We start from the raw sequence: 24,709 nt of genomic DNA on the forward strand, positions 1-24,709 counted from the left end.
GAGCTTTTTGGTCTGGCTTGCAGGTCAGGCTTTAAGACGACCCAGCCACTCCAGCGACGTTCTCCAGATACAAATCCCCAGGAAATACGCCGACATCGCCAGCCACAGCCCCATGACCAACGGGCCATTGTGCGGGTGGTTGATTATCAGCAGTGCGCTGGACAGCAACCATACGGTGGTCACCGCGATATTGAGCGGCATGAAACGGCGCACGCGGAACGGGTGCAGGAACTTCATGCGGGTCATGGTCAGCAGCGCCAGGGCGATGATGGTGATGAACGTCAGCCATGGGGCCGGTGACAGAATGTACAGGCACAGCGCAACGACGTTCCAGGCAGCGGGGAAGCCTTGAAAGTAGTTGTCCTTGCTTTTCATGTCGACGTTGCAGAAACAGAACAGCGACGAAACCAGGATGACCGAGACGCTCAGCAGCAGCGTGTAATCCGGCACCGGTATGTAGCGGTAGATGAACAATGCGGGAATGAACACGTAGGTCAGGTAGTCAATGACCAGATCCAGTACCGAGCCGTCGAAGTGCGGCAGTACCGACGTGGTGTTGACCTTGCGAGCCAGTGAGCCGTCGACTCCATCCACGATCAGGGCCGCGCCCAGCCACAACAGGCAGGCTTTGGGTTCGTTGTTGAACAAGGCAATGGTCGCCAGGAACGCAAGGACTACGCCGGTGGCGGTGAAGCCATGCGCCCCCCATGCGTTGAGTCTGGCTATGCGTTGATTGGTTATCACGGGGGCGCTCTCCAGGAAGTAATGCTTGCCAGGGTGTGCCGCAACCTGACCGGTAGCAACTATCGACCCGGCAATTGCCGATAAGTTTAGCGGTGACTATCCCTTGTTTCCCGGTTGTTTTCCAGAAAGCCACGCTCTGGGTCAGATCGCTGGTCTCTGTATTCTTCCGGTTCGACGAAACAGGTAGGCGCATCACCGTTGGCATTGAGTTGGTTGATCAGGGTCGGCTGGCCCTGTTCATTGAACAGTACCTGCCCGACACCCGCCGAGTTCCATAAGCGTTCACCGACGTTGCTGTGCTCGGGCGTGCGCGGAACAACCTTCATCAGGCGGCGCTTGGTGAACCAGTTAAGAGGTGAGCGAGGAGAGTATAACCAGCGATTCAGCCGATCAAAAGTGTCCAGCAGACGACGGGGGAATTCATTCTTAATGCCACTGCTGGTGATTTGCCAGATGTGAGGCCCGCCACTGCGTTGGCGAATCAGGATTTCGTAGACGAACGAGTAATGCACATCGCCCGACAGAATCACGTAATTGCCCGGGGTTCTGGAATGGCGAAAGATGTTCAGAATCACGTTGGCGGCACCGCGATGTGCCATCCAGTTTTCTGCATCGACCAGTAACGGATAGCCGCACCAGCTGAAGATGCGTTGTATCGCCTCGATCAACTTGACGCCGAACACGGGGGCAGGTGAGACGATAATCGCTGATTTGTGGTCGATCAGCTCCTGCTGCAGTTCGCTGAGCGCTTCCCAGTCGAGCAGGCCGGACGGGTGATTGAAGTTCGACTCGCTGCGCCAGCGCCGGGTGCGGGTATCCAGTACCACCAGTGCCGGGCTGGTGGGTAACACGTAATGCCATTGCTGAAACTTCAACAACTGATCAATCAACTGGTCCTGGGCCTGGCTGTCCAGCCAGTTGTCGTTCGACACGGCGTCGGTGCTCAGGGCATGAGCCTGCTTGACCAGACCGTTGAGCGCATCCGGGTTATTGCCCCAGCCCTGGCACAGCAGGTAGGCGAGCAGGGCGTTGCCGATGATGCGTTTGGAGAATGGATGGCCGTACGCGGTTTGCTCCCAGTTCGCCGACAGGTTCCAGTCATCGGTGATGTCGTGGTCATCGAAAATCATCATGCACGGCAGATGCGCCATCGCCCGTGCCACGCCGCTCAGGCCGGCGGCAAACGCCTCGACCAGCTGCTGTTCCCTGGCGTAGCGCTCGACTTCCCCGTCTTCCAGTTGCGGCCTGCCGGGTTCGATCAGGGTCCAGGGCGTGGGTGACCAGACCAGCAGGTACATCGCCATGACTTCCGCCAGGGTGACCAGATGGTTATCCGCTGTGCTGCTGGTGAATACCGGCTTGCTGGTGCCGCCGAAGAAGCGCTCGCGCAGTGTGTCGTTGCTTTTCAGGGCCGGCAGCAGGTCGGCACGCTGGTAATAGCTGGCCGGATGCGTGTAGAGACGAGGACTGTCATCGACGATGGCACCGTCGAGTCGCTCGTCGAACAACCCCAGCCGTTCGATCAAGACATGGATAGCGCGCAGCATCGGCCCGGCAACATCGTCGGCGTAAATCTGATCGCCGCTCATCATCAACAGCGCAGGGCGTTGCAGCGGCTCCTTGGTGTCGGCCAGCAGGCGGTCCACGCAGAGCAGACCTTCGGCTGCGCTGTGGTGCGGCTTGCGGCACGAGCCATGCAGCAGGTGATCAATGCTGCTGCGCACCACGAAGTTCGGGTAGCGGTTGCCCTCGTACAGCAGGTGCGGCGCCCACTCGGCAATACCGCCTTCGTCCTCCACCCGCAGGTCGTAATCGATCCAGGTGTCGCGGGGCAGTTCGGCTTCCAGTTGCAGGTCGATCAGGTGAATGAACGCCTGGCGCCCGACTGCAATGACCTGACATTGACTGTCGTCGAGTACGTAATCGTTGAAGCCCGCAGAGGGATCATCAGTAGCGGCATGGCGCAGGCGCACGGTAAGGCGCAACCGACGGGACCCTACCAGCCACAACACCAGGCGGCCGGCTTCCTGACGGCGCAATAACGGGCCGGCAAGGATGGACGGCAGCGAAGTGAGTTGTTCGATGGAAGAAGCGGACATCCTGGCTTATGGCTCTGGCGGGACACAGGCGGGGATGGTAACGCAACAGGCCCGGAAAGTTCTTGTTACACCACGCGAGCGCATGTTTCCGGACATTGCAGACAATGCGAAACGGTCCGCTCAGCCTTGCTCATATGAAGACTTTGTTAACCGCCTGCAGAGTGCTCTGAAAATGCCGATATACACCTATGCAGAGGGCATCAGAATTCCATAAAGTTTTATGGCGTTATGCCATATTCGCTCATGAGGGTTCCCGCTATGAAATGGTTTTACAACGCAAGGCTGTCCGCCAAGCTTTTCATGTCTTTTGCGCTGTGTGCGCTTTTCACCCTTGGGGTGGGCGTAATAGGCAGTCGCGGCATCAGTGCCTTGTCCAGCAGCCTGGATAACGTGTTTACCAACAGCCTGCTGTCGGTCACAAAATCCGGAGAGGTCACGGCCTCGGTCATTGCTCAGAACCGTGATCTCTATCGTTTATTGGCCGCCATGGCAGGCAATGCGCCGCAAAGCGTCAAGGACGATATTCTCGCGAGCATGAGCGTCAACAAGACTCAAGCTGAAAAAAGCTACGCCACCTACCGGGCTACGCCGCTTGACGATGACGAGCGCGCTGCCGGTGATCAGATGGACAGAGACTGGCCTGGCTATCAGGCACTCATCGAGCAAGCCAAAAGCGTTGCCCTGTCCGGGGATATTGCCGGGGCAAGAGCGATCATCGACGGTGATGTACGCAGCGGTTACCTGAAGGTCATGGATCAGCTGACCACCATCGTCAACTCCAATAATCGTCAGGCGGGCGAGGCCGCTGTGGCTTCTGACCAGACACAGAACTCTGCGCAACGAAACCTGTACATCGGCATCGGCTTGTCATTCTTTGCCGCGTTTGTGATGGGCCTGTTCATAAGTCGTGCCATCAGCACACCAATCAACACTGCGGTGACCAATGCCCGGCGAATTGCCAGCGGTGACCTGACCCTGCCGATTGCCAGTCAATATCACGACGAAGCCGGCATGATGCTGGTCGCTCTGAGCGATATGCAGGACAACCTGAAAAGCACGATCGGGCAAATATCCAGTGCTGCCGACCAGTTGGCCTCGGCTGCTGAAGAACTGAATGCCGTGACTGAAGAAAGCAGTCGCGGTCTGATCCGTCAGAACGATGAGATTCAGCAGGCCGCTTCGGCTGTGAACGAGATGACCGCTGCGGTCGAAGAGGTCGCGCGTAACGCCATGTCGACGTCGGAAGCGTCCCGCCAGACCAGTACCGACGCTGCCGCCGGTCGTGATCAGGCCCGCGATGCGGTGAATGCGATCAACACCGTCAGTGCCGAGATCAGCAGTTCGACCACCATGGTCGAAGAGCTTGCCGGGCGCGTCCGTGAGATCGGGCAGGTGCTGGACGTGATCCGTGGGATCGCCGAGCAGACCAACCTGCTGGCCCTCAACGCTGCCATCGAGGCCGCGCGTGCCGGCGAACAGGGGCGCGGCTTTGCTGTGGTGGCAGACGAGGTGCGGGCGCTGGCCGCTCGAACCCAGGCGTCCACTGGCGAAATCGAAACCATGATCGGCAGTGTTCAGGCCAGTGCCGATCAGGCCGTGCGGGCCATGGCCAACAGCCGCACCCTGACCAGCAACACGCAAACCCTGGCTCAGGCCACAGGGCAGTCGCTGGAGCGCATTGCGCAGAGCGTCGCCGAGATCAACGACCGCAACATGTTGATTGCGACGGCCTCCGAAGAGCAGTCCCACGTTGCGCGCGAGGTGGATCGCAACCTGGTCAACATTCAGGACCTCTCCGCCCAGACTGCCGCAGGTGCTCATCAGACCAGTGCTTCAAGCCAGGAACTGTCGCGTCTGGCCATTTCCTTCAACAATCTGGTAGGCAAGTTCAAGGTCTGACGTAAGTCTCAGGCCGTTGTGTTCGGCAGGCGCTTCTGGAAAAAGAAGCGCTTGTTGCCGGGTGGATAGTCGTCAATCTGGCCGAACTCGGTGTAACCGTGGCGGCGATAGAAATCGGGGGCCTGGAAGTCGAAAGTGTCCAGCCAGATCCCCGTGCAGCCCTTTTCAACCGCCAGATCCTCGGCCATCTGCATCAAACGCGAGCCCATGCCTTGCCCGCGGGCTTGTTCGGGAACGACCAGCAGTTCGATGAACAGCCACTCATAAAGAATGCGAGCGTGCAGCCCGCCGAGGACTTCCCGGGTTTGATCATCGCGAATGAACATCGCCACTTTCTCGGACTTGCCGTCGCCCGCCTGCTCGGCGTTGAAACGTTTCAGTGGTTCCAGAATCGCCAGACGATCCTCTTCCGTAGGGTTGGTGCTGACGTCAATGTGAATGCTCATGCGATGGCTCCCAGCCTGGGTGTGCGCCGAGATTAAAGTGGCAGGGGCGCGGCGTAAAGCAGGATCCTGCGGGGTGTCATTTCACGCGAAGCACACGCAATTACGTCCGGCGCGCTTGGCTGCGTAGAGGGCATTGTCAGCCGCGCCAATCAGGTTCTCGGCACTGGTCAGAGGCGCTGTCGCACAGGCCACGCCGAGGCTGATGGTGACCAGCGCGTTTTCGCCCAGCACCGGATGCGGCAACTTGAGCTCGGCAACCGCGCTCTGCAGGGCCCCGGCCACTTCCCTGGCCTGCACGACATCGCCGATCATCAGCACCAGCACCTCTTCGCCGCCGAACCGGAACGCCACAGCACCATGCTCATGCGCGCTTTGCTGGAGTTTCTGACAGAGCAATCTGAGGCAGGTATCCCCTTGTGGATGACCGTAGTTGTCGTTGTAGGATTTGAAGTGATCGATGTCCAGCAGGATGATGGCCACGTTCGCCGGTGCATTGCGAGCGTGTTCCCAGACTGACGCCATCACTTCGTCCTGATAGCGTCGATTGAACAGTCGGGTCAGCCCATCGGTACGCGCGAACTCCATCAATTGCACTTGAAGCAGGCGTCCGCGAAGCGCAAACAGGTAGCTCATGCGGCTTGCCCGCTCCAGAAAGTAGGAGGCCATCAGCAACAGTGCCACTGTCGAAACAAACAACACGGCATTGGCCTGCCAGATCACAAAATCGGCGAAGTCGGCAATGTAGGTGGTCACCAACTGGATGATCAGCATGCATAACATGGCGACAGCGGCATGGCGCAACGGCAATTGCTGGATCATGGTGCAGTAGACCATGATCAACAGCATGCCGAGTTGATAAAAGATTTGATAAGGGCTGTCGCTGTGAATCATGACCAGCATTGGCATGAGCGAGCACACTACCGTGGCGAATGCTGCAATCGTTTCCATCGCCCAGCGCGTAGCAACCCGTTGGGCCAGCATCAGCAGCGCGATAAACATCGGCGTAATCAGGCACAGACGGCCCACCGCGACATAGGCAAAGACATCCCGCAATATCAACCAGTCGCTGATCAGAAACAGGTTGTAGACCAGACTGCCGCCAATCCCTACCGCCGTCAGGAACTCGCGCCGCGGCAGCCGGGTTTCTTCCTGATAGCGTTGCTCAAGAACACGGCTGAAGCGTAACGAGCCAACACCTGAAGTGATCGTCTGCTCGACCTCGGCAAGGAGTTGCGCATCTTCAAGGCTGGGACGTTCAAGGGCAGAAACGAGCATGTGACACCGGGACATTAACATCGAGAGACGTAAGACATCATGAGTGATGTCTTAGTGCTATCAATGTATCTTGCTGCCATACCAAAGTCGACCGATGGTGGCTGCTGCCTCTATGGGTAAGGCTGCAACCGGCGTTCTGCATCTTTGGTCATATCGTGCAGGAGAACGGTGGGTTTCTCGTCGCAACATCAGCCGGCAGCAGGGCGAGGCAGAGGTATCTGAAAAATGACTGCTTGCACTTCAGATTCCGCATCTATAGTGGTCTTATGCTTCGACTCAAACAAGGTGGGCTGCTTTCGAAGCGGGCGCGTCGGGATGCATGAATTTATCTCGGCATAATAAATGAAGCCAAGCGAACCCAGATCGAGCTCCTATTTATGAATACACCTGAAGAATCTGTAATTATCACGGGCATCACTGGCCAGGATGGCGCGTACTTGACTCAACTTCTGCTGGAGAAAGGTTATAAGGTTTACGGCACCTATCGCCGCACCAGCTCGGTCAATTTCTGGCGTCTCGAAGAGCTTGGCGTAGCCAGTCATCCGAATCTGCACCTGGTTGAACATGACCTGACTGATTTGAGTGCCAGCATTCGCTTGTTGCAAAAAGCCGAACCTACCCAGATTTACAACCTGGCGGCGCAGAGTTTTGTCGGTGTTTCCTTCGATCAACCGATAACGACTGCCGAAATTACCGGCTTGGGGGCAGTCAACCTGCTCGAAGCGATACGCATCGTGGACCCGAAGATACGTTTTTATCAGGCATCGACTTCCGAAATGTTCGGCAAGGTGCAAGAAGTCCCGCAGGTCGAAAGCACATCGTTCTATCCGCGCAGCCCTTATGGCGTTGCCAAGCTTTATGCCCACTGGATGACGGTCAACTATCGGGAGTCTTATGGGATTTTTGGTGCCAGCGGCATTTTGTTCAACCATGAGTCTCCGCTGCGCGGCAAAGAGTTCGTCACCCGCAAGATAACGGATTCTGCCGCACGCATTTCACTGGGTATGTCGCAACTTCTGGAGTTAGGTAACCTGGACGCCAAGCGTGACTGGGGGTTTGCCAAAGAGTACGTGGAAGGCATGTGGCGCATGTTGCAAGCCGACGAGCCCGACTCATTTGTACTGGCGACCCACAGATCCGAAACGGTTCGTGACTTTGTGGCAATGGCGTTCAAGGCTGTCGACATAGATCTGGAATGGAAAGGTAGCGCGGAGAACGAGCGGGGCATCAATGTGGCGACGGGCGAGACGCTCGTTCAGGTCAATCCCAGGTTCTACCGCCCCTCTGAAGTCGAGTTGCTGATAGGCAATCCGGAAAAAGCCAAACGGGTGCTTGGTTGGGAAGCAAGCACTAACCTTGAGCAGCTCTGTCGGTTGATGGTGGACGCAGATCTGAAGCGTAATCAGCAAGGTAGATCGTTTTGAGCAACCCTTTCCAGGCTGTCCGACTCGAGCACTCAGGTGCTACTGATCACCACGGCACGTGCAACGGGGCCTGATGAATCAGGCCATTTCAGTTACCTCATCGCGCCAGTAATTCAATAGCGTTGCGAGCGTATCCTGCAGCTTGGTAGCAGGCTCCCAGTCAGTCGCCCTGCGGATAGCGGAGTTATCGCCGAACGCGCTGGGTATGTCGGACGGCCGCATTCGGTCAGGATCGTTGACCACCTCTATCGTGCTTGAGCTCAGAGCCGTGAGTTGATTGAGTATGGCCTCCATACGTATGGGCTCGCCGCGGCAAATATTCAGGCACCGAGGGTGGGCTTGTTGCGTGTCGGCCATTTTCAACAGGGCGACGTACGCATCGCACACATCACTTACATCGAGAAAGTCTCGCGCTGCTTGCAGGTTGCCGACTTTCAACTGTGGTGCCTGCCTGCCTGCTTCTATCAAGGCGATCTGACGAGCAAATGAGGCGGTTGCGAAGTCGGCTGATTGCCCGGCACCAATATGATTGAAAGGGCGTACGACGATACCTCTCTGTCCGCGACGAAAGCTCTCGTGGAAGGCCGTTTCAGCAGCGAGTTTGCTGGCGGCATACGGGTTCATAGGCCTGCATACGCTGTTCTCGTCGAGGGCAATACCCTGCTTGAATGCCTCGCCATAGACTTCCGATGAGCTCACAAACAGCACAAATGCCTGCGGAGTCTGGCGTTGCAATGCCTGCAGAAGATTCATACTTCCCATGACATTGGTTTGCCAGGTCATCAAGGGGTCCTCAAAACTAGTGGGTACGTGAGTGATTGCAGCCAAATGTACAACATGAGTGAGGTTTGATCGGGACACTGCACGCTCTAAGCCAGAGGCATCGCGAATGTCACAATGCAGCGATTCGGTAGCATGAGCGGACTCAGGAGACTCAGGACTCACCAGTGCAACCACATGATGTCCTGCCTGCTGTAGCTTTCGACACAGCATCTGCCCGACGAAACCGTTTGCACCAGTGATCAGAATGCGTTGCATCGTGTGGCCTCCTCATGGGCATGCTGCAAGTAAGTGAGTTTAGCAAGGGCGGGTCGATCCGTTTGACCTGCTGCGCATGCCCTTTGTTTCGCCTTCAAGGCGCTCTTCAGCAGGCTGGTATATTCCAGGGTTTTGCCGTTACAGCCCGCACGTGCCGGGACAACATACACCAACCCCATCTGCCACCATCAGACGAAATGCCTTAATCCCGTCTACGCTTGTGTCGATATATACGTACAACCTCACTATGGGTGCCGTCATGTTCAACACTCGCTTGAAAAAGGAATTACAGGCACAAAAGGCCGAGTTATCCATGTACCGGCAGATGCAGAAAGGGATGGATGCGCAAATGGTCTGTCTGACTCTGGACGCCAGCTACCACATCGTCCACGCCAACGACAACCTTCTCAGTACGCTTGGCTACTCGCTCGAGCAAGTGCTGGGCAAGGATCTGGACCACTTGGTGCCCACTTACGTCAAACAGCTTGATTGCTACCGCAGTCTCAAAGTGGCGGTGCAGAAGGGCGAGTCGGTCATCGACAGGTACCGTTTTCTGCATGCCGATGGCCGGCTGATATGGATTCGCGCCCTCTGGCAGCCGGTGCTGGATGAGCAGGGCAGACTGATGACGTTGCAATGCTACGGATCGGACATCACCCAGATCGTCGAGACCGCTGCCGAGAACTCTGCGTTTATTCAGGCATTGTTGCGCTCCACCGCCGTGATCGAGTTCAACCTGAGCGGCCAGGTACTGACTGCCAACGATCAGTTCCTGCGTGGCATGGGTTACAGCCTGGCGCAGATCAAGGGTAAGCATCACAGCATGTTCTGTGATCCGGCAGAAACCTCTCAGGCGTCGTACCGGGAATTCTGGGCGATGCTTAACCGTGGCGAGTTCGTGGCCGGACGCTTCAAGCGTATCGATAGCAACGGGCGTGAGGTCTGGCTGGAAGCAACCTACAACCCGGTCCACGATGCTCAGGGCAAACTCTACAAGGTGGTCAAGTTCGCCACGATGGTGACCGACCAGGTGGCGCGCGAAGAAGAGGTCAGTCAGGCCGCCAGCGTGGCGTTTGAAATCTCCCAGCAGACCGACGTCAGCGCCCAGCGCGGCGCGGATGTGGTGCAAAACACTGTCCAGACCATGCGCAAGATTTCCGAAGAAATGCAGACGGCCTCCTCGGGCATTGAAGCGTTGGGCAAACAGTCACTGCTGATCAATTCTATCGTGCAGACCATTGGTGGCATTGCCCAGCAGACCAACCTGCTGGCGCTCAACGCCGCCATCGAGGCCGCGCGTGCCGGTGAGCAGGGCCGTGGCTTTGCCGTGGTGGCTGACGAAGTCCGCCAACTGGCAGGCCGCACCAGCGCCGCAACCGAAGAAATCGTCAGCGTCGTGCAGCAAAACCAGACGCTGGCCGATGAGGCGGTACGCGGCATGGCCAACAGCCGCACTCAGGCGGAGCAGGGATTGGTGCTGGCCAACGAGGCCGGTGCAGTGATCGTCGAGATTCAGGAGGGGGCCAAGCAGGTGGTGGGCGCCGTGGGGCGGTTTGCCAATCAGTTGAAATGATCCTGCTGTGCCTCCGCTGCATGGCGCAAATGCCTAAGGCCCGTCAATGCGGGCTTTAGGCGTTTCAATGTTGACTCATGTTCAGGCGTCACACCGCAACAGCCCCCGCCTTGCCAGCCTCCACCACAAAACGCTTCAGCGTCGACAAGCTCGCCGCAGGGTCCAGCACATCCGACACCACTTGAAAGCGGGTCTGCATGTGCTGTTCGTTCAGGTCGACTGCCACGTAGCCGCGTTGACGGCTGTCGAAGAACTTCACGTGTGGGTTGAGGCCGAGAATGCTGTTGAAGGCGTCGAACGGTGGCCCGCTGGAGGTTACCGAAGTGCCGACGAATTCGGTGGCGACGATGGCTGAATCCGGATTGCCGGCGTCGGCGTGCAGGTCGGTGGTCCAGAACGAATGGATATCGCCACCCCAGAACACCGGGTTGCGGGTCTGGTGGCGTTGCAGGGAGGCCAGCACGCGCTCGCGGGTGGTCATGTAGCCGTCCCAGCCGTCGGTCCAGTGGCCCTGCGCCTGGGTCTTGAGATCGCGCTGTTCCAGTGGCGCGACCAGCAAATCCTGGGCAATGACATTCCACTGTCCGGGAGACTCGGCGAAGCTGCGGTCCAGCCAGGTTTCCTGTTCCCAACCGAGCATGGTGCGTTTCGGGTCACGCAGATCCGGGCAGTCGCTGGGCGCGACGTGACCTCGACGGCTGCCGTTGGCCTGGATGCAGGGTTGCTCGGAGCGGTACTGTCGACCGTCCAGCACGTGAAAACGTGCCAGACGCCCATAGTCGAGGTTGCGGTAGATACGCATTTCCTGTCCTTTGGGCAGGCTGCTGGCGCGCAACGGCATGTGTTCGTAAAACGCCTGGTAGGCGGCGGCCCTGCGGCGCAGAAAGCTGTCCACCGGCACGTCGGGGTCCTGGGACCACTGGGCGGCGTAGTCATTTTGCACTTCATGGTCGTCCCAGGTGGCGACGCTCGGCGCACAGGCATGCAGCGCTTGCAGGTCGGGGTCGGTCTTGTACTGCGCGTATCGGTTGCGATAGCCCGCCAGGTCCATGGGGTCAGGTGTCGCGTGGTGACGCGGGAACCGAGGGCTTTCCGAGGATACGTTCATCTCATAGATGTAGTCGCCAAGAAAGAACACCAGATCCGGGCGCTCCGCGGCCAGGTGTCGATAGGCGCTGAAGTATCCGGCTTCCCAGTGTGAACACGACACGAAGCCAAACCGCGCCGAGACCATCGCGCTTGCCAGCGGTGCAGTGCAGGCCTGACCGACAGCGCTTTGCGCCCCCAGGCTCTCGAACTGATACCAATAAGGACGCCCAGGCTGCAAGCCGCTTACTTCGACATGCACCGAATGGGCAAGGCGCGGGTGGGCGGTGGCCTGTCCTGTGCGGACTACGTGAACCATGGCCGCATCGCTGGCGATCTTCCAGCGCACCTCAACGGGTTTGTTCAGCCCGCCATCGCCCGAGGGCGTCATCACCTTGGGCGCCAGGCGTGTCCATATCACGAAGCCGTCCGGCAACGGATCGCCAGACGCCACGCCGAGCGCGAACGGGTAATCGACCCCCGCGCTGCGCGCAAACGGGCTGAGGATCGACAGTAATGTGGCACCGGCGACTCCGGTAATGATGCGTCGACGGTCCGGGTTGAAATCGGTCATGACGTGGCCTCCGATGATGCGTATTCGGAGCGCAACAGCCCGAACAGCAACATGTTCTTGAACACACCGTTTTTCAGAAATGCCTCTCTGGTACAGCCCTCATACGATAGCCCGCACTTCTCCAGGACCCTGGCGCTGGCCGGGTTGTCGCTGAAGCACTGGCCGGCGATGCGGTTGAGGTTCATGTCCGTGAAACCATGCCTCAGCAAGCCTTTAGCCGCTTCGCAGGCATAACCCCGATTTTGGTATTGGATTCCTGTCCAGTAACCCAGATGGCCGCTGCGATGCGAGATCGAAAGGCGCAGCGAGACGATCCCGGTCAACTCTCCGCTTTCCCGGATGTGAACCCCAAGGCTCACCGTCTGACCGGCGGCGTACTGGTCATGGGTCTCGGCGATGAATGCCTGCGCATGCTCAAGGGTGTAGGGGCTGGGCAGTGCAGCGGTCATGGCCGCAATGCTCGGCTCGTCGGCCAGGCGTGACAAGGTGAGTGCCTGTTCCGGCTGCAACGCGGCGAGCAGCAGACGCGAGGTTCTGATAGTGGGCAGCGGGCGACTCATCCGTATTTTCCGTCGGGTTGAATGCTCAAACGCTGGCGCGTTTTTATGGCATTTCCATGACAGCCTCAAGAATCATTTAAGTGCCATCAGATGTACAGGTAACAGCCATGTAACAGTCATGTATCGGTCTTGTAAAACCAACCGATCGGTCATGTTCGGTTGCTAGATTCTCGGCCTCTAACAAGAAAGCGAGAGGCTGGCATGAGAACGTGGGACGAACCTAAAAAGCGCAAGGCGCACATCGAACTGATCCCCATGATCGATGTGATGATGTTCCTGCTGGTCTTTTTCGTATTGGTAAGCCTGAACGTGATTCCAGCGTTGGGGATGAAAACCCAGTTGCCGAGCGCCAGCAGTTCACAGCAGCTCAAGCCGCAGAACAAATCGATCCTGACGCTGGGGCTCAACGGCGAATTACAGCTCGACGGCAAGGCGACCACGGTCGACGCTCTGGTGCCTGCCTTGAAGGCGCTGGAAAAACCCGACAGCAAAACCACGATCATCGTTAACAGTGACAAGGGCGTGGAAGTCGCCCGGCTGGTCGAGATTATGGACACCCTGCGTCTGGGTGGCTTCACGTCAGTCTCCATCGCCACGCGCAAATCCTGACCATGTATTTTCTGTTTCGTGTACGTCAGTGGCTCGGCGGCCTGCCTGCGCTGGTGGCGCTCATCGCAATCGTGATCGGTGTGCAGACCCGTCCGCTGAAAATGGAGCCGGTCTACGACGAGTCGGCCGTGGAGCTGGCGCTGATCGAGCCCGAGCCGCCTGCGCCCGAGCCCGTCGTGCAGCTCGAGGCGCCTGCGGTACAGCCTGACGAGCCGCCACCTCCGCCACCTGTAGTCGAAAGCGAAGAAGCCGAACCGGCGCCACCTCCACCGCCGCCCAAGCCCGTTCCCAAGCCAAAACCCAAGCCGGAGATCAAGCCAGAACCCCGGCCTAAGCCCTTGCCCAAACCGGCAGTGGCAAAACCCGTCGAGCCGGTTCAGGCACCCATTAAGCCGATCGCCAGCGCCCCGGTTGCGCCGCCGTCACCGCCTGCGCCACCCGCACCACCGAAGGTCGACACCCAGGGTATGGAAGGTGGCTACCTCAAGGGGCTGCGCAGTGAACTGGACGGTTACAAACAATACCCGACTGGCCGTCAGGCCTCACTGGAGCGCCCGAGCGGCGAGGTTGTGGTGTGGTTATTGGTCGACCGCCAGGGGCGAGTGCTGGACTCCGGCATTCAGACCCAGGCCTCCAGCATGCTGCTCAACCGTGCAGCCGCCAACAGTCTGCGACGCATCAAGCAGGTCAAGCCGTTTCCCGAGCAAGCCTTTGGTGGACGCAGCGAACAGCGCTTCACCGCCACCTTCAACTACAGCGTGCAATAGCACTGACAAGGAACAAAGTGATGAAGTTTTCCAGAATTCACCTTGCGTTGGTCGCCGCGGGCATGAGTCACGGCATGGTTATGGCCGACTCGAGTGGCAGTGACGTCGGCACCATTGGTGTGCAAGGCAGGGCGACGGTTGGGGGTGGCTACATGGTGCAGGAGGAGAGCATCAAGGCGCGCTCCACTGTCACCAAAGAAGCGCTCGACAAGCAGACCGCAACAGGTAACGCGATCGACAAGCTCAAGTACACACCGGGCCTGAACATCTCCAGCGAAGACGCCACGGGTCTGTCCGGCTTTCGCTTTACCATGCGCGGTCTCAACTCCGATCAGGTCGGCATGTCGGTAGACGGCATGCCGATCAACGACTCCGGCAACTACGCGCTGTACTCCAACCTGCTGGGGGACCCGGAAAACATCGATCAGATTTTCGTGACTCAAGGCTCTGCCGAAAGTGACGGCCCGCACATCGGTTCCAGCGGCGGCAACATCGGTATCGTCACCATCCGGCCCACCAAGGAAACCGGCGCATTCGTCAAGCAGGTGGCGGGCAGCAACGGCACTTACAAGACCTTCGCGCGACTCAACACCGGAGAAATCAACGGGCTGAGCAACTGGCTGTCGATGTCTCACACCGAAGGTCAGAAATGGCGCGGCGATGGCGCGGTGCGTGCCGACAAGGTGGAGTGGAACAGCTTCTTCGACATGGGCTCGGGCAATACCGCCAACCTGATCCTCAAGTACCACGAGCAGGACAACAACAGTTACAGCCAGCTCACCAAGAGTCAGTTCCAGCAGAACGGGCGCAAGTTTGACCCTTATCCTTCGACGCCTGCACTGGGCAGCAACGGCAAATTGTCCAGCTACTACGAGCTGGCGCAGAACCCGTTCCAGACGTTCACCGGCGTGCTCAATACCCAATTCAAGCTGGCCGACAATCTGTCTCTTTCAGTCATCCCGTATTATTTCTGGGGTAACGGCAGCGGCGTGAACAGTTCTTCCTATGCGCTCAATCGCGGCTCGAATCAGAACGGTGTGTTCGACCTGAGCAACCTGCCGACGGCGGCGGCTTATAACGCAGACGGGTCATCGACCACTGGCGTGTATTACCGGCCGTCGCGCACGCAGACCTGGCGTCCGGGCATCACCACCAAGTTGAACTGGGACGTCAACGACGAGCACAGCGTACAGGTCGGCTACTGGTATGAACGCGCGCGCCAGTCGCAGACTCAGCCGTTCATCCGCCTGAAGAGCAATGGCAAGCCTGAAAGCATCCAGCCGGATTCGGACTACATGGTCGATGCCAACGGCAACGAGATCCAGGGCCGTGACCGCTATACCGTGACGCCTGCACAAAAAGTCTGGGCTCAGGACACCTGGTATTTCGCCCCGGACTGGACGCTGGTCGGCGGCCTGGCCTTCATGAACGTCGAACGTGAAGGCACCAACCACGGCAGCCTGACCGAGCGGCCGGAAAAGCGCGACCAGACCTACAACAAGCTGTTGCCGAACCTCGGCCTCAAATACCAGCTGGATGAGCGCGACCAGTTGTTCTACAGCCTGTCACGCAACATGCGCGTGCCGCAGAACTACGTTCTGTATGACCCGGGCACCGGCTCCATCGACAGCAAGCCGGAAACCAGCTGGAACCACGAACTGGGCTGGCGCTACACCGAACAGGACATGACGCTGGCGGCCACACTGTTTTACCTGCAGTTCAAGGACCGTCAGGTGTCATCAAAAGACGTCAATGGCGATTTTGCCGACATCAACGCCGGTGCAGTCGACAACAGCGGTCTGGAACTGGAATGGAGTGGCCTGCTGCCGCACCATTTCAATTACTACACCTCGTACACCTACACCCGCGCCAAACAGAAAGATGACCTGACCGTGTTCAATAACGGTACCGCCATCGAACTGCCGACCAGTGGCAAGCAATTTACCAACGTGCCGAAGAACATGCTGGCCGCCAACATCGGCTACGACGACGGAAGTTATTACGGGACCTTTGGCGCCAAGCTCACCAGCAAGCTGTATGGCGACCTGACCAACGACGAAAGCATTCCGGGGCGCACCATCTTCAATCTGGGCGCAGGTATCTACCTCCCGGTGGACAAGAAAATCGTCAAGGACGCCACCTTGCGTCTGAACGTCGACAACCTGTTCGACAAGGAATACCTGGACGGCGTGTACACCACCAAAACCAACGCGGGCACTTACAGCGGTTTCCGCGATGGCGACCCGGCCTACATCGTCGGGGTCGAGCGTACCGTCACCGTTTCTCTTGAAGCCAATTTCTAATTTCATTGACCAGAGGTCCGTGCCATGGACATGAATCAGCTTCACGACATCACCTTCTATGTGATGTACGCCGCCATCGCGATAGCAATCTTTGTCGCGATTGAACGAGGCATCTACTTCGCTTACGTGCGTCGCCAGTCGCGGGCCCTGCAAACGGCACTCGGTGCTTCGGTACACAGTGAAAAGGACCTGCCGGAGACGCTGACGCGCCGGACCAGCCTGCCACTGGAAATGGTCCTGCCGGTGCTTGCGCAAAAAAATGCACAGGGCTCGCGCAGAGATCTGGATGATGTCATCGAAACCCAGTACCTGAGCACGCGCGCACCGCTGGCCCGTAGCCTCTGGCTGATCGAAACCATCACCACCGCTGCGCCACTGTTGGGCTTGTTAGGGACGATTCTGGGCATCATCGACACCTTCAAGGCCCTGGCCAGTGCCGGGGTCTCCGATCCCGGGCAGATTTCCGCCGGTATCGGTACAGCGCTGTTCGCGACCGGGCTGGGTATTGCCATTGCCTTGTTCTGCGTGGTCTTTCACAACTACTTTCAGGACAGCCTGGAACGCATCAACGACCAACTCAAGATCCTGCTGATCCGTGCTTCCAGCGGCGCACGTGTGCATGACGAGGCCGAGCATCCGGCTGTTTCGGCTCAACCGAAATACCGCACGGCCTGATCCAAATAGCGGCGCGTGCCTCTGGCATTCGCCATCTTGTCTGTGTCTGGCGATGAGGCTCGCAATGCCCTTTTACCCTTCATATCGTCGACTGTCCCTGAGCTACCGCGCCGTGATCGCAGCGTTACTGCTGGGCAGTTCGTGCGCGCAAGCAGACTTCGCCATCCCGGGTTTCGAGCTGGTACATACCGTGCCGGTCGGGTCTGACTTGCAGACGCCTGACCTGCGAGCACCCGGCGAAGTCTGGCGCGAGCTGTTTGACGGGGCTCGCGAGCGTATCGACATCGAACAGTTCTATGTCGCAGACCACGCAGGCTCGGTCATGGACAAGGTGCTTGAAAGCCTGACGGCAGCCGGGCAGCGCGGAGTGAAAATCCGGTTTCTGCTGGAAGAAAAAGGCCTGAAACTTTCCGACCCGCAGACCCTTGAGCGACTGCGCGCGATCCCCAACCTCACCTTGCGCGTACTGCCCTACGCAAAGCTCACGGGCAGCGGCATCATTCACGCCAAATTCTTGGTCGTGGATGGCCGACAGGCGTTCATCGGCAGTCAGAACTTCGATTGGCGCTCACTGGAGCACATCCACGAAACCGGCCTGCGCATTGACGAGCCGACCGTCGTGGGCCAGACGCAGGCCATATTCGATCAGGACTGGCTTGCCCAGGCTGCCATTACCGAGGGCAAACCGGTTCCGGTGCCGCGCCCGGTCGATAGCACATCGCCCAACGGCAACTACCTGATCGCCAGTCCGCAGCGCTATAACCCGCCAGGGGTCGTCGACTCCCAGGCCGAACTGCCCCGTTTGCTGGCGCAAGCCAAAAGCGAGGTTCGTGTCCAGTTGCTGGACTACGCGCCCCTGTCCTACGGGGCCGACAAAACCCGGCCTTACTATGCGGTCATCGATAATGCCCTGCGCAGCGCAGCCGCCCGCGGCGTGTCGATCAAACTCATGGTGTCCGACTGGAACACCGGCATGCCCGAAGTCGCCTACCTCAAGAGTCTGGCCCTGGTGCCCAACGTGCAGGTGCGCATCGTCACATTGCCGATGGCGGCTCAGGGTTTTATCCCCTATGCACGCGTGATCCACAGCAAGACCATGGATATTGATGATCAGGTGGCCTGGGTAGGCACCAGCAACTGGCTGGGCGGCTACCTCGACAACTCGCGCAATCTGGAAGTGGTGATGCACGACGGCTCGATGGCCAAACGCATCGGCCAACTGCACGAGCAGCTTTGGGATGGACCGTACGCCAAGCCCATCGACATCAATCGCGACTACCCGGAGCCGCATCCGGGTAAGCCTTGACAGTAAGCAGATGGGTAGCCGAAAGGGCAGGGCAGTGTTAGTGAGGGGGTTGAAATGAGCTTGATCGTCCGTGCCATGGCAGACAGTGACTGGTCTTCGCTGGCTGTTATGTTTGAACAACCGGTATTCCGTTGGTGGACGCTTCGTATGCCGCACCAGTCAATCAACGACGTAAAAAAGCTTGTCGAAAGTCGAAGTGCTTCTGGGCTGTCCCTCGTTGCCGAGTGCGATGGCATGGTTGTCGGCTGCGCCATGCTCTATCGTTTTCAGGGGCGCAGGCAGCACGTAGCTGATTTCTGGATGGGGGTTGCAGACAGTCATCATCGTCAGGGCATTGGTGACTTGTTATTGAGCGAGCTCACCGCCACTGCCTCTCGATGGATGAATTTAAAGCGCCTGGAGCTTACTGTTTTCGTCGATAACAAGCCTGCTATCGCACTGTACGAAAAGAATGGCTTTGTCATAGAGGGCACGCACAGGAAATTCGCCTATCGAGATGGCGAGTACATAGACGCTTTCAGCATGGCAGCAGTCTACTGAAGTCTTTTAAAAGACCCTCGGAATGCAGCCTGCTTGTTATCAGGTACGAAGTCGGGGCCGTGCAGCACCGGCCCAACGCGTATCACTCATGAGCGCTGACTTGCTCGATTCCATCGTTCTCTTAAGCGGCATATCCACATTTTCCAGGCCGACTTTTCAGACAAACCCTAGGCCCCTTTGTCCGCTTCAGCCACAATGACAGCCTTTACCCACCAGCCTGCTGTGGGCTGTAAAAGGATTGGTGCTACTGATGATGCTCTCTTTCAAACCATGGTTGCGGGGCCTGGCGCTGGTTTTGCCACTGGCTGCGTTGCTGACCGCGTGTGACAAGTCCGACAAATCTGACAAGCCGGTGACGCCGTCTGCGCCGCCGCACACCACGTATAGCCAGGCTGGCTGGGACGCGCTGCCTGCGGTGTCCGACGCGGATTTGCAGGCCGGTTTTGCCTCGTGGCGCAGCGCGTGTGTTCGTTTGAAAGCAGATGCAGTGTGGGGGCCGACGTGTGCGGCGGCTGCGAGTCTTGCGGCTGCGCCGGATGCTGCGCAGATTCGCACCTTTTTGCAGGAGCAGTTGCAGGTCTACAGCCTGCGCGCCGACGGGGGTAGTGCCGATGGTTTGATCACCGGCTACTACGAGCCTGTTTATCCGGGCAGCCTGACGCAGACCGCCACGGCCAATGTGCCGGTGTATGGCATTCCGGACGATCTGATCGTGGTCAATCTGGACAGTATTTACCCAGAGCTCAAAGGCAAGCGTCTGCGCGGTCGGCTTGAGGGGAGGGTGCTTAAGCCTTACGACGACGCTGCAACGATCAGCACGCAGGGCTTGAACGCGCCGGTGATTGCCTGGCTGACCGACCCGATGGATCTGCAATTCCTGCAGATTCAGGGCTCGGGGCGCGTGAGTCTGGAGGATGGCTCGCAGCTGCGTCTGGGCTATGCCGATCAGAACGGTCGTCCTTATCGCGCAATTGGTCGCTGGCTGGTAGAGCAGGGGCAGCTGAAGAAGGAGGACGTGACCATGGGCAGTATCGCGGCCTGGGCCAAGGCGCATCCGGAGCGGATCAGCGAGCTGCTGGCGAGCAATCCCAGCTACGTGTTTTTCGCCCGTAACCCCGACAGCAACGAAGGCCCGCGCGGCTCGCTGAATGTGCCGCTGACCCCGGGCTACAGCGTGGCCATCGATCGCAAGGTGATTCCGCTGGGCAGTCTGCTCTGGCTCTCGACGACGCGGCCGGATGGCAGCAGCGTGGTGCGTCCGGTCGCTGCCCAGGACACGGGCGGTGCGATTGCCGGTGAAGTACGCGCCGACCTGTTCTGGGGGACCGGCGATGAGGCGGGCAAGCTGGCTGGCGACATGAAGCAGAAAGGCAATATCTGGCTGTTGTGGCCCAAAGGCATGCCGTTGCCTCAGTCCGCAGAAACAGCTCCTGCAGCAACCCCGGCTGCTGCCAGTCACTGAAATCCCTTCACCTCGATAGCTACCGTCCTGCTCAATGGATAGGTAGCTATCTTCTTCATGCCCCCGTTTTCCTTCCAAATACGCTTGAGATAGCGAAATGCAATGGGGCGAGAGTGCTGCCAACAGCGCCGCCAGAGCTATCGGTTTGCAGGTGAAAAAAGCCGGCATTCAGGCCACTTCACAGCGTCAATTCCAGATTTAGACGTTACCCTTTGCCGAGTGCCCCGGCGGACTCGACTGGTTGCCGTCGTCATTACAACCTGCGCCGTAAAGCGTGGCCGCCACGCAGATCACCGAGCTTGCCAATGAATCGACGGAGACAGCAAGCTGCCCAACGTCGCGCTGATCGGCACGTCGTTCTCGTGCAATTCGGGTTTTGTCGGGTTTCTACAGCGCGCACTCGGCGCCCCGATTGGCAACGTTGCCAAGGACTGCGGCGAGCTCTTGGCAACGTTGCCAACCTTTACTTTGACAACCCGGCCTTCCGCCAGACGCCGCCCAAACTGCTTATATGGGAAATTCCCGAGTGGGATCTGCAGACCATTTATGGGAGGGTCGACAAGTTAGATGTACCTGTAAAATAAAGCTCGGGCATACCCTGTTCGAGACAGGGTTACGATTATCAAGTCTCAGATGGAGGAACGCCCGGCTGAAGCCGGGCGTTCTTTAAATAGTGTAACTTTTATTCAAAAGAATATTTTTTTTCGGCGATGAAAGCGGGCTCCTTCCAGTTGGGTCCTTTAGACGTGCGACCATTTGCATCTAAAGCCAGAATGCCCTCACGGAAAAGTCGGGTGTAAGTTCCCCAAAGCTCACCGGACTGAAGCGCCTCAAATTTATAAGTGGTGTACAGTCTGTCTATCCGTGGTTGGGACGTAGTTAGAGCCAGGACTGCCAATACATCTGCCACGGTTTCGTTAATGATAATGTCTCTGATGTGGGTCATTTCATTGGCCTCTCAATGCGTCAGCATGATCTTGTTTGTCACCAGCCGATTGAGCCGCTTCGGTGTAAAGAAAATCACGATTTTCGTTAATTCTATAATCCTCAAGGGCTGCCGTATGAGCGTTATTCCATACGTTACCTTGCACGCCATCAGCCACCCCCAGTGCCCTGTAACGTTCTAATTCCCTGAGCTCGTGGGTGTAAAATCTTTTATCAGTATCCGTCACGGCTAACTCGCCGCGCAAAATTTTTTCCAGACGATCAATCATTATAGTATTTGCATCTGATGAGCCGAATCGGCCTGTGTGCAGCTTAACGAGATCAATGCCGTCCTGAGTGACTGAGGCGGTTGTCCAGTCAAGGTTTTGGGTGGGGCCGCCCGCTTTTTCAGGATCGTACATTCGACCGCTATGCTCTCCTTTGGTTGTTGCCCCTTCATAGGGGCTGTTGAACACGGCATAGACCGGAGGCAAACCCGAATTTAAAGGATAAACGTAAATGGCGTCCCGAATGTCCATCTGGCCGGTGGCGGGTAAAGGCTCGGCTTTCACCTCGATAGGTTCCAGTGTAATTCCAGCGTACGCCGGAATTTCGACTGGTTGCGCCACCGTCGTCGTTGAGCTGTTTCCAGGTGCTGCGATTGGAAACGTCAAGGTGATGGGCGGGGTGTCCGAAGTGGTAAAGGTGTAGGCGTTGGCCACTGGGTCCAGTATCAGAGCCCTCACAGGCACCTTGGGAGAAAATCCGCCTTCGGCTTGTGTTGCCACGACTGAATACTTCGACTGATCGCCGTAAATTCTATAGGGCATATCGACCGTTCCACCCGTTGCCGCCACGTCATTCAAGGCGTCGGGCAGATCAGGCATCAGAACCCTGGCCGGAAGGTCCAGCATTCTTTCCGGTAACTCTCCATTGCCAAGCGAAGGGGAGTACAGCAACGTGCCGATGCCTACGGCTGTGGTAGAGCTGACAGCCGTGCCTGCGAGAGCCGTTAATATTTCGATAGCGGCTTGAATGGTAGCGTCCAGAAAGAGACCGGATCCTGCTGTAACGGAAATGACTCCTGCAACTGCACCCAACTGCGGTGTACCCGCTTCCGGGAGCCTGAGCGTCTTGCCCGCTTCTAGCGCTTGAGCTTCTGCCGTCACGCGCGCGTGCTCGTCAGCGTCACGCTGGGCCTGCGTCTCTGCCTCCATACGAGCTTGTTCAGCCGCTTCGGCAGCTACTCGGCGAGCTTCTGCTTCGGCAGCAAGAAGAGCCTGCTCATCCGCTACTCGCTTGGCTTCAGCCTCCACTGCAACTCGGGCTTGTTCAGCGGTTTCGGCAGCAAGTCGAGCGTGCTCTGCAGCTTCAACGGCAAGCCTCGTCGACTCGGCTTCTGCCGCGATACGTGCGTCCTCCCTGGCCTGCGCTGCAGCAATAGTATGGCTTAGTGATACCGACCTCTCTGTGAGCATCCTGATTTTCTCTTCAAGAATTTTTGCTCTGTAGGCTGCTGTGACTGAGGCTTCCCAGCTTTTATAAACGTCAAGGGGAGAGCCCAAGTCTCTTCTTGTTTGAAAGATATTTAAAAAATCCACAGCGTTTTTTTTAATATCTACCGCCAATACATGCCTGCCAAAGAAAGCATGAGCGCCTTCGTTACTCTTGGCTAACTCAGCAGCGCGCTGTGAAATCAGGCTGTCCACCACGTTTTTTTCAATCGTAGACTTTTCTAACTCAGAGAAGGGGTAATCTCCTACGCCGGCAGAAATTTCCGCGTCAACGTCAGCCGGAAGGAGGGGCAAAAAGTCTATGTAAGACTGATGGATGTTTTGCTGTGTTGAAGAGGCCGTCACGATAATGGATATCGTGTACTGCTCGTTTCTTATACCCCTTTTACTGAAGAATGCATCCAGCTCATGGTTTGCAGGAATAGTGCCGTCCCATCGCAGCGGTCTGGCGATTACTCCGGCTCCTGACAGCGGGCCTAATGGCCTGGGCAACGGCTGGCCAGGTGTTACGATTGTGGGTGGAAGAGTAATGACGTTTTGCGGCATGTGCTTATCCTTAAGGTTTAAATCGCCCAATAATATCTCCTTGATATTAGGTAGTATTAATAGTCACGAAGTGCGGTACATAGGTATAGGTAGTTGTTTTTTTGTTCAGGCTTTCAGGCACGCAATTGAAACGCATGCTGGTGTAGGACTGGTCAGCGGCCGCACGTAGTGTTGCCGGTTTTGTAATCCATCGCAGTGTTAAGGCGTTACTTCTGGTGCTGAATGCATTGGTCGCGGCGTACGTTGCTTTGAACCCATGGGACAGCAAGAGCCCCCCATAATCGAGCTAACCGTTCAGCCAGTTCACCCCAAACGCGGATCAACCACAAAATCCAGCTCTTTGGCCGTCGCCACAACCGCCCTGAACTCCGGGTGCTGGACGTTGAGCAGGTAGTTGGACTCGCGCGGGATGATCACGCTGGGCACTGCCAGTGCCAGGCTCTGAGCGGAGGACAGCCAGTCGTCGCCGAACGAGGCGGTTGCCGGTGGTGCAGGCTCTTCGCGCCAGTCGCGGGGCAGGGTGTCCGGGCGTGCATTGAGGATGTGCTCCTCGGCAATCTGCAGTTCAAGCATCGTGTAATGCTGAGCCACAGTGGCGTTGTTCAGGTGTACCAGCACTTCCAGCAGGGCCAGTGACTCGCTGCCCGCGCAGTACACGCAGGCGTTGCCTTTGCTGTTCCAGCGTCCGCCATAGAGCTTGGCGCCTTCGCCGTCGAAGGCCTGCGCCAGCCATTTGCGCTTGACCAGTCGATAGACCGCTATCACGCCACGACCCCGTGCTCCAGGCGGCCGATCAGGTCGAGCACTGCCTGAGCCTCCGCCGAGGTCGCGAGCATTTCCAGCGGCCTGCGAGTACCCAGCCCGTAGACCGGGTTGGCCAGCCACAGACGAGTCGCTTCGGCGTCGTTTTCGAACAGGTCCAGCGCCGCCTTGTACACCGCTGCCAGGCGGAACAGCCGATCGCTTTCCTCGGCATTGAAGCGGCGCACCTTGAGACGTCGCTGCAAGGTCGCCGGAGCGATGCCCAGATGTTCGGCCAGGGTCGAGCGGTTCAGGTCGGTGTAATGCGCCAGACGTTCGAAGACTTCATACGGCAAGCCGTCATGCAGCGCCGAGTACAGCCGCGCGCCTCGTGCGGGAATGCCCAAGTGTTGCCAGAAATCGTCCTGCCGGGGCAGGGCTGGATGATAGTCGCGTATGGGCAGAGACATGGCACACCTGTCTATCGAGTGATTGCTATTAAATCTATCAATTGATAATAGGCACGTTTCAGACGTCGCGACAGTGATTTACAGCAACGGATAGCGAATAAAACTACAGAAACTCCAAAAATCACCGACTTAAG

19 protein-coding genes and 3 pseudogenes are annotated in these 24,709 nt (G+C 57.9%); 12 read left to right on the plus strand and 10 right to left on the minus strand.

Annotated features, from left to right (window positions below):
* Positions 1 to 24 precede the first annotated feature (24 nt).
* Positions 25 to 744, minus strand: coding sequence for a phosphatidylcholine synthase (gene pcsA / locus KUIN1_RS04750; RefSeq protein WP_011266677.1), 720 nt, complete (start codon positions 742 to 744; stop codon positions 25 to 27).
* Positions 745 to 830: 86 nt separating this feature from the next.
* Positions 831 to 2,843, minus strand: coding sequence for an alkaline phosphatase D family protein (locus tag KUIN1_RS04755; RefSeq protein ID WP_116886585.1), 2,013 nt, complete (start codon positions 2,841 to 2,843; stop codon positions 831 to 833).
* A gap of 258 nt (positions 2,844 to 3,101) precedes the next feature.
* On the opposite strand from KUIN1_RS04755, the gene KUIN1_RS04760 reads away from it, so the two are divergent.
* Positions 3,102 to 4,742, plus strand: a complete 1,641-nt coding sequence (locus KUIN1_RS04760; RefSeq protein ID WP_024640896.1) for a methyl-accepting chemotaxis protein — start codon at positions 3,102 to 3,104, stop codon at positions 4,740 to 4,742.
* Positions 4,743 to 4,750: 8 nt separating this feature from the next.
* Here KUIN1_RS04760 and KUIN1_RS04765 read toward each other — a convergent pair whose 3' ends face one another.
* Together KUIN1_RS04765 and KUIN1_RS04770 are read right to left on the minus strand one after the other, a co-directional pair.
* A complete protein-coding gene (locus KUIN1_RS04765; RefSeq protein WP_003404734.1) occupies positions 4,751 to 5,188 on the minus strand; it encodes a GNAT family N-acetyltransferase in 438 nt (145 codons plus the stop codon).
* A gap of 81 nt (positions 5,189 to 5,269) precedes the next feature.
* Positions 5,270 to 6,463: a GGDEF domain-containing protein gene (locus tag KUIN1_RS04770; RefSeq protein WP_011266680.1), complete on the minus strand. Its 1,194-nt coding sequence runs from the start codon at positions 6,461 to 6,463 to the stop codon at positions 5,270 to 5,272.
* Positions 6,464 to 6,840: 377 nt separating this feature from the next.
* Here KUIN1_RS04770 and gmd point away from each other — a divergent pair, with 377 nt between their 5' ends.
* Positions 6,841 to 7,887 carry a GDP-mannose 4,6-dehydratase gene (gene gmd, locus KUIN1_RS04775; RefSeq protein WP_003404737.1) on the plus strand — a complete coding sequence of 349 codons (1,047 nt, stop codon included), beginning with the start codon at positions 6,841 to 6,843 and terminating at the stop codon, positions 7,885 to 7,887.
* A gap of 78 nt (positions 7,888 to 7,965) precedes the next feature.
* Here the strand turns inward: gmd and KUIN1_RS04780 are convergent, their stop codons facing one another.
* A complete protein-coding gene (locus tag KUIN1_RS04780) occupies positions 7,966 to 8,925 on the minus strand; it encodes a GDP-mannose 4,6-dehydratase (protein ID WP_103715101.1) in 960 nt (319 codons plus the stop codon).
* 349 nt (positions 8,926 to 9,274) lie between these two features.
* On the opposite strand from KUIN1_RS04780, the pseudogene KUIN1_RS28495 reads away from it, so the two are divergent.
* Both KUIN1_RS28495 and KUIN1_RS28500 read left to right on the plus strand, forming a co-directional pair.
* A pseudogene (locus KUIN1_RS28495) lies at positions 9,275 to 9,913 on the plus strand (PAS domain-containing protein); the annotation flags it as partial.
* Between the two features lie 150 nt (positions 9,914 to 10,063).
* A pseudogene (locus KUIN1_RS28500) lies at positions 10,064 to 10,498 on the plus strand (methyl-accepting chemotaxis protein); the annotation flags it as partial.
* An 88-nt stretch (positions 10,499 to 10,586) separates the two neighbouring features.
* Here KUIN1_RS28500 and KUIN1_RS04790 read toward each other — a convergent pair.
* Positions 10,587 to 12,158: an alkaline phosphatase D family protein gene (locus tag KUIN1_RS04790; protein WP_011266682.1), complete on the minus strand. Its 1,572-nt coding sequence runs from the start codon at positions 12,156 to 12,158 to the stop codon at positions 10,587 to 10,589.
* Positions 12,155 to 12,718 carry a GNAT family N-acetyltransferase gene (locus KUIN1_RS04795; RefSeq protein WP_011266683.1) on the minus strand — a complete coding sequence of 188 codons (564 nt, stop codon included), beginning with the start codon at positions 12,716 to 12,718 and terminating at the stop codon, positions 12,155 to 12,157. Before KUIN1_RS04795 ends, KUIN1_RS04790 begins: the two co-directional genes overlap by 4 nt.
* Before the next feature lie 201 nt (positions 12,719 to 12,919).
* Between KUIN1_RS04795 and KUIN1_RS04800 the strand changes: the two genes are divergently transcribed.
* The 8 genes and pseudogenes from KUIN1_RS04800 to KUIN1_RS04835 all read left to right on the plus strand — a co-directional run.
* Complete coding sequence (locus KUIN1_RS04800) at positions 12,920 to 13,327, plus strand: ExbD/TolR family protein (RefSeq protein ID WP_003345964.1); 408 nt, start codon at positions 12,920 to 12,922, stop codon at positions 13,325 to 13,327.
* Between the two features lie 2 nt (positions 13,328 to 13,329).
* Positions 13,330 to 14,094: an energy transducer TonB family protein gene (locus tag KUIN1_RS04805; protein WP_011266684.1), complete on the plus strand. Its 765-nt coding sequence runs from the start codon at positions 13,330 to 13,332 to the stop codon at positions 14,092 to 14,094.
* Positions 14,095 to 14,114: 20 nt separating this feature from the next.
* Positions 14,115 to 16,397: a TonB-dependent receptor gene (locus KUIN1_RS04810; protein ID WP_003404752.1), complete on the plus strand. Its 2,283-nt coding sequence runs from the start codon at positions 14,115 to 14,117 to the stop codon at positions 16,395 to 16,397.
* A 24-nt stretch (positions 16,398 to 16,421) separates the two neighbouring features.
* Positions 16,422 to 17,072, plus strand: a complete 651-nt coding sequence (locus KUIN1_RS04815) for a MotA/TolQ/ExbB proton channel family protein (protein ID WP_003404753.1) — start codon at positions 16,422 to 16,424, stop codon at positions 17,070 to 17,072.
* 64 nt (positions 17,073 to 17,136) lie between these two features.
* Positions 17,137 to 18,378 (plus strand): phospholipase D-like domain-containing protein, encoded by a 1,242-nt coding sequence (locus KUIN1_RS04820; RefSeq protein ID WP_011266685.1) that lies wholly within the window; start codon positions 17,137 to 17,139, stop codon positions 18,376 to 18,378.
* Positions 18,379 to 18,432: 54 nt separating this feature from the next.
* Entirely contained in the window at positions 18,433 to 18,918 is a 486-nt protein-coding gene (locus tag KUIN1_RS04825; protein ID WP_011266686.1) for a GNAT family N-acetyltransferase, read from the plus strand.
* A gap of 250 nt (positions 18,919 to 19,168) precedes the next feature.
* Positions 19,169 to 20,380, plus strand: a complete 1,212-nt coding sequence (gene mltA, locus KUIN1_RS04830) for a murein transglycosylase A (protein ID WP_011266687.1) — start codon at positions 19,169 to 19,171, stop codon at positions 20,378 to 20,380.
* 91 nt (positions 20,381 to 20,471) lie between these two features.
* Positions 20,472 to 20,964 (plus strand): annotated as a pseudogene (locus tag KUIN1_RS04835) (alginate O-acetyltransferase AlgX-related protein); the annotation flags it as partial.
* Between the two features lie 363 nt (positions 20,965 to 21,327).
* Here KUIN1_RS04835 and KUIN1_RS04845 read toward each other — a convergent pair.
* The 3 genes from KUIN1_RS04845 to parS form a co-directional block, all read right to left on the minus strand.
* On the minus strand, positions 21,328 to 23,364 hold the full coding sequence (locus KUIN1_RS04845) for an S-type pyocin domain-containing protein (RefSeq protein WP_152091857.1): 2,037 nt from the start codon (positions 23,362 to 23,364) through the stop codon (positions 21,328 to 21,330).
* Between the two features lie 303 nt (positions 23,365 to 23,667).
* Entirely contained in the window at positions 23,668 to 24,129 is a 462-nt protein-coding gene (locus tag KUIN1_RS04850; RefSeq protein ID WP_152091858.1) for an RES family NAD+ phosphorylase, read from the minus strand.
* Positions 24,126 to 24,575, minus strand: coding sequence for a type II RES/Xre toxin-antitoxin system antitoxin (parS, locus tag KUIN1_RS04855; RefSeq protein ID WP_011266691.1), 450 nt, complete (start codon positions 24,573 to 24,575; stop codon positions 24,126 to 24,128). The genes KUIN1_RS04850 and parS overlap by 4 nt, the downstream gene beginning before the upstream one ends.
* Positions 24,576 to 24,709 lie beyond the last annotated feature (134 nt).

This window comes from Pseudomonas sp. KUIN-1, from assembly GCF_009176725.1.
In the GTDB taxonomy this organism is placed as follows: domain Bacteria; phylum Pseudomonadota; class Gammaproteobacteria; order Pseudomonadales; family Pseudomonadaceae; genus Aquipseudomonas; species Aquipseudomonas fragariae.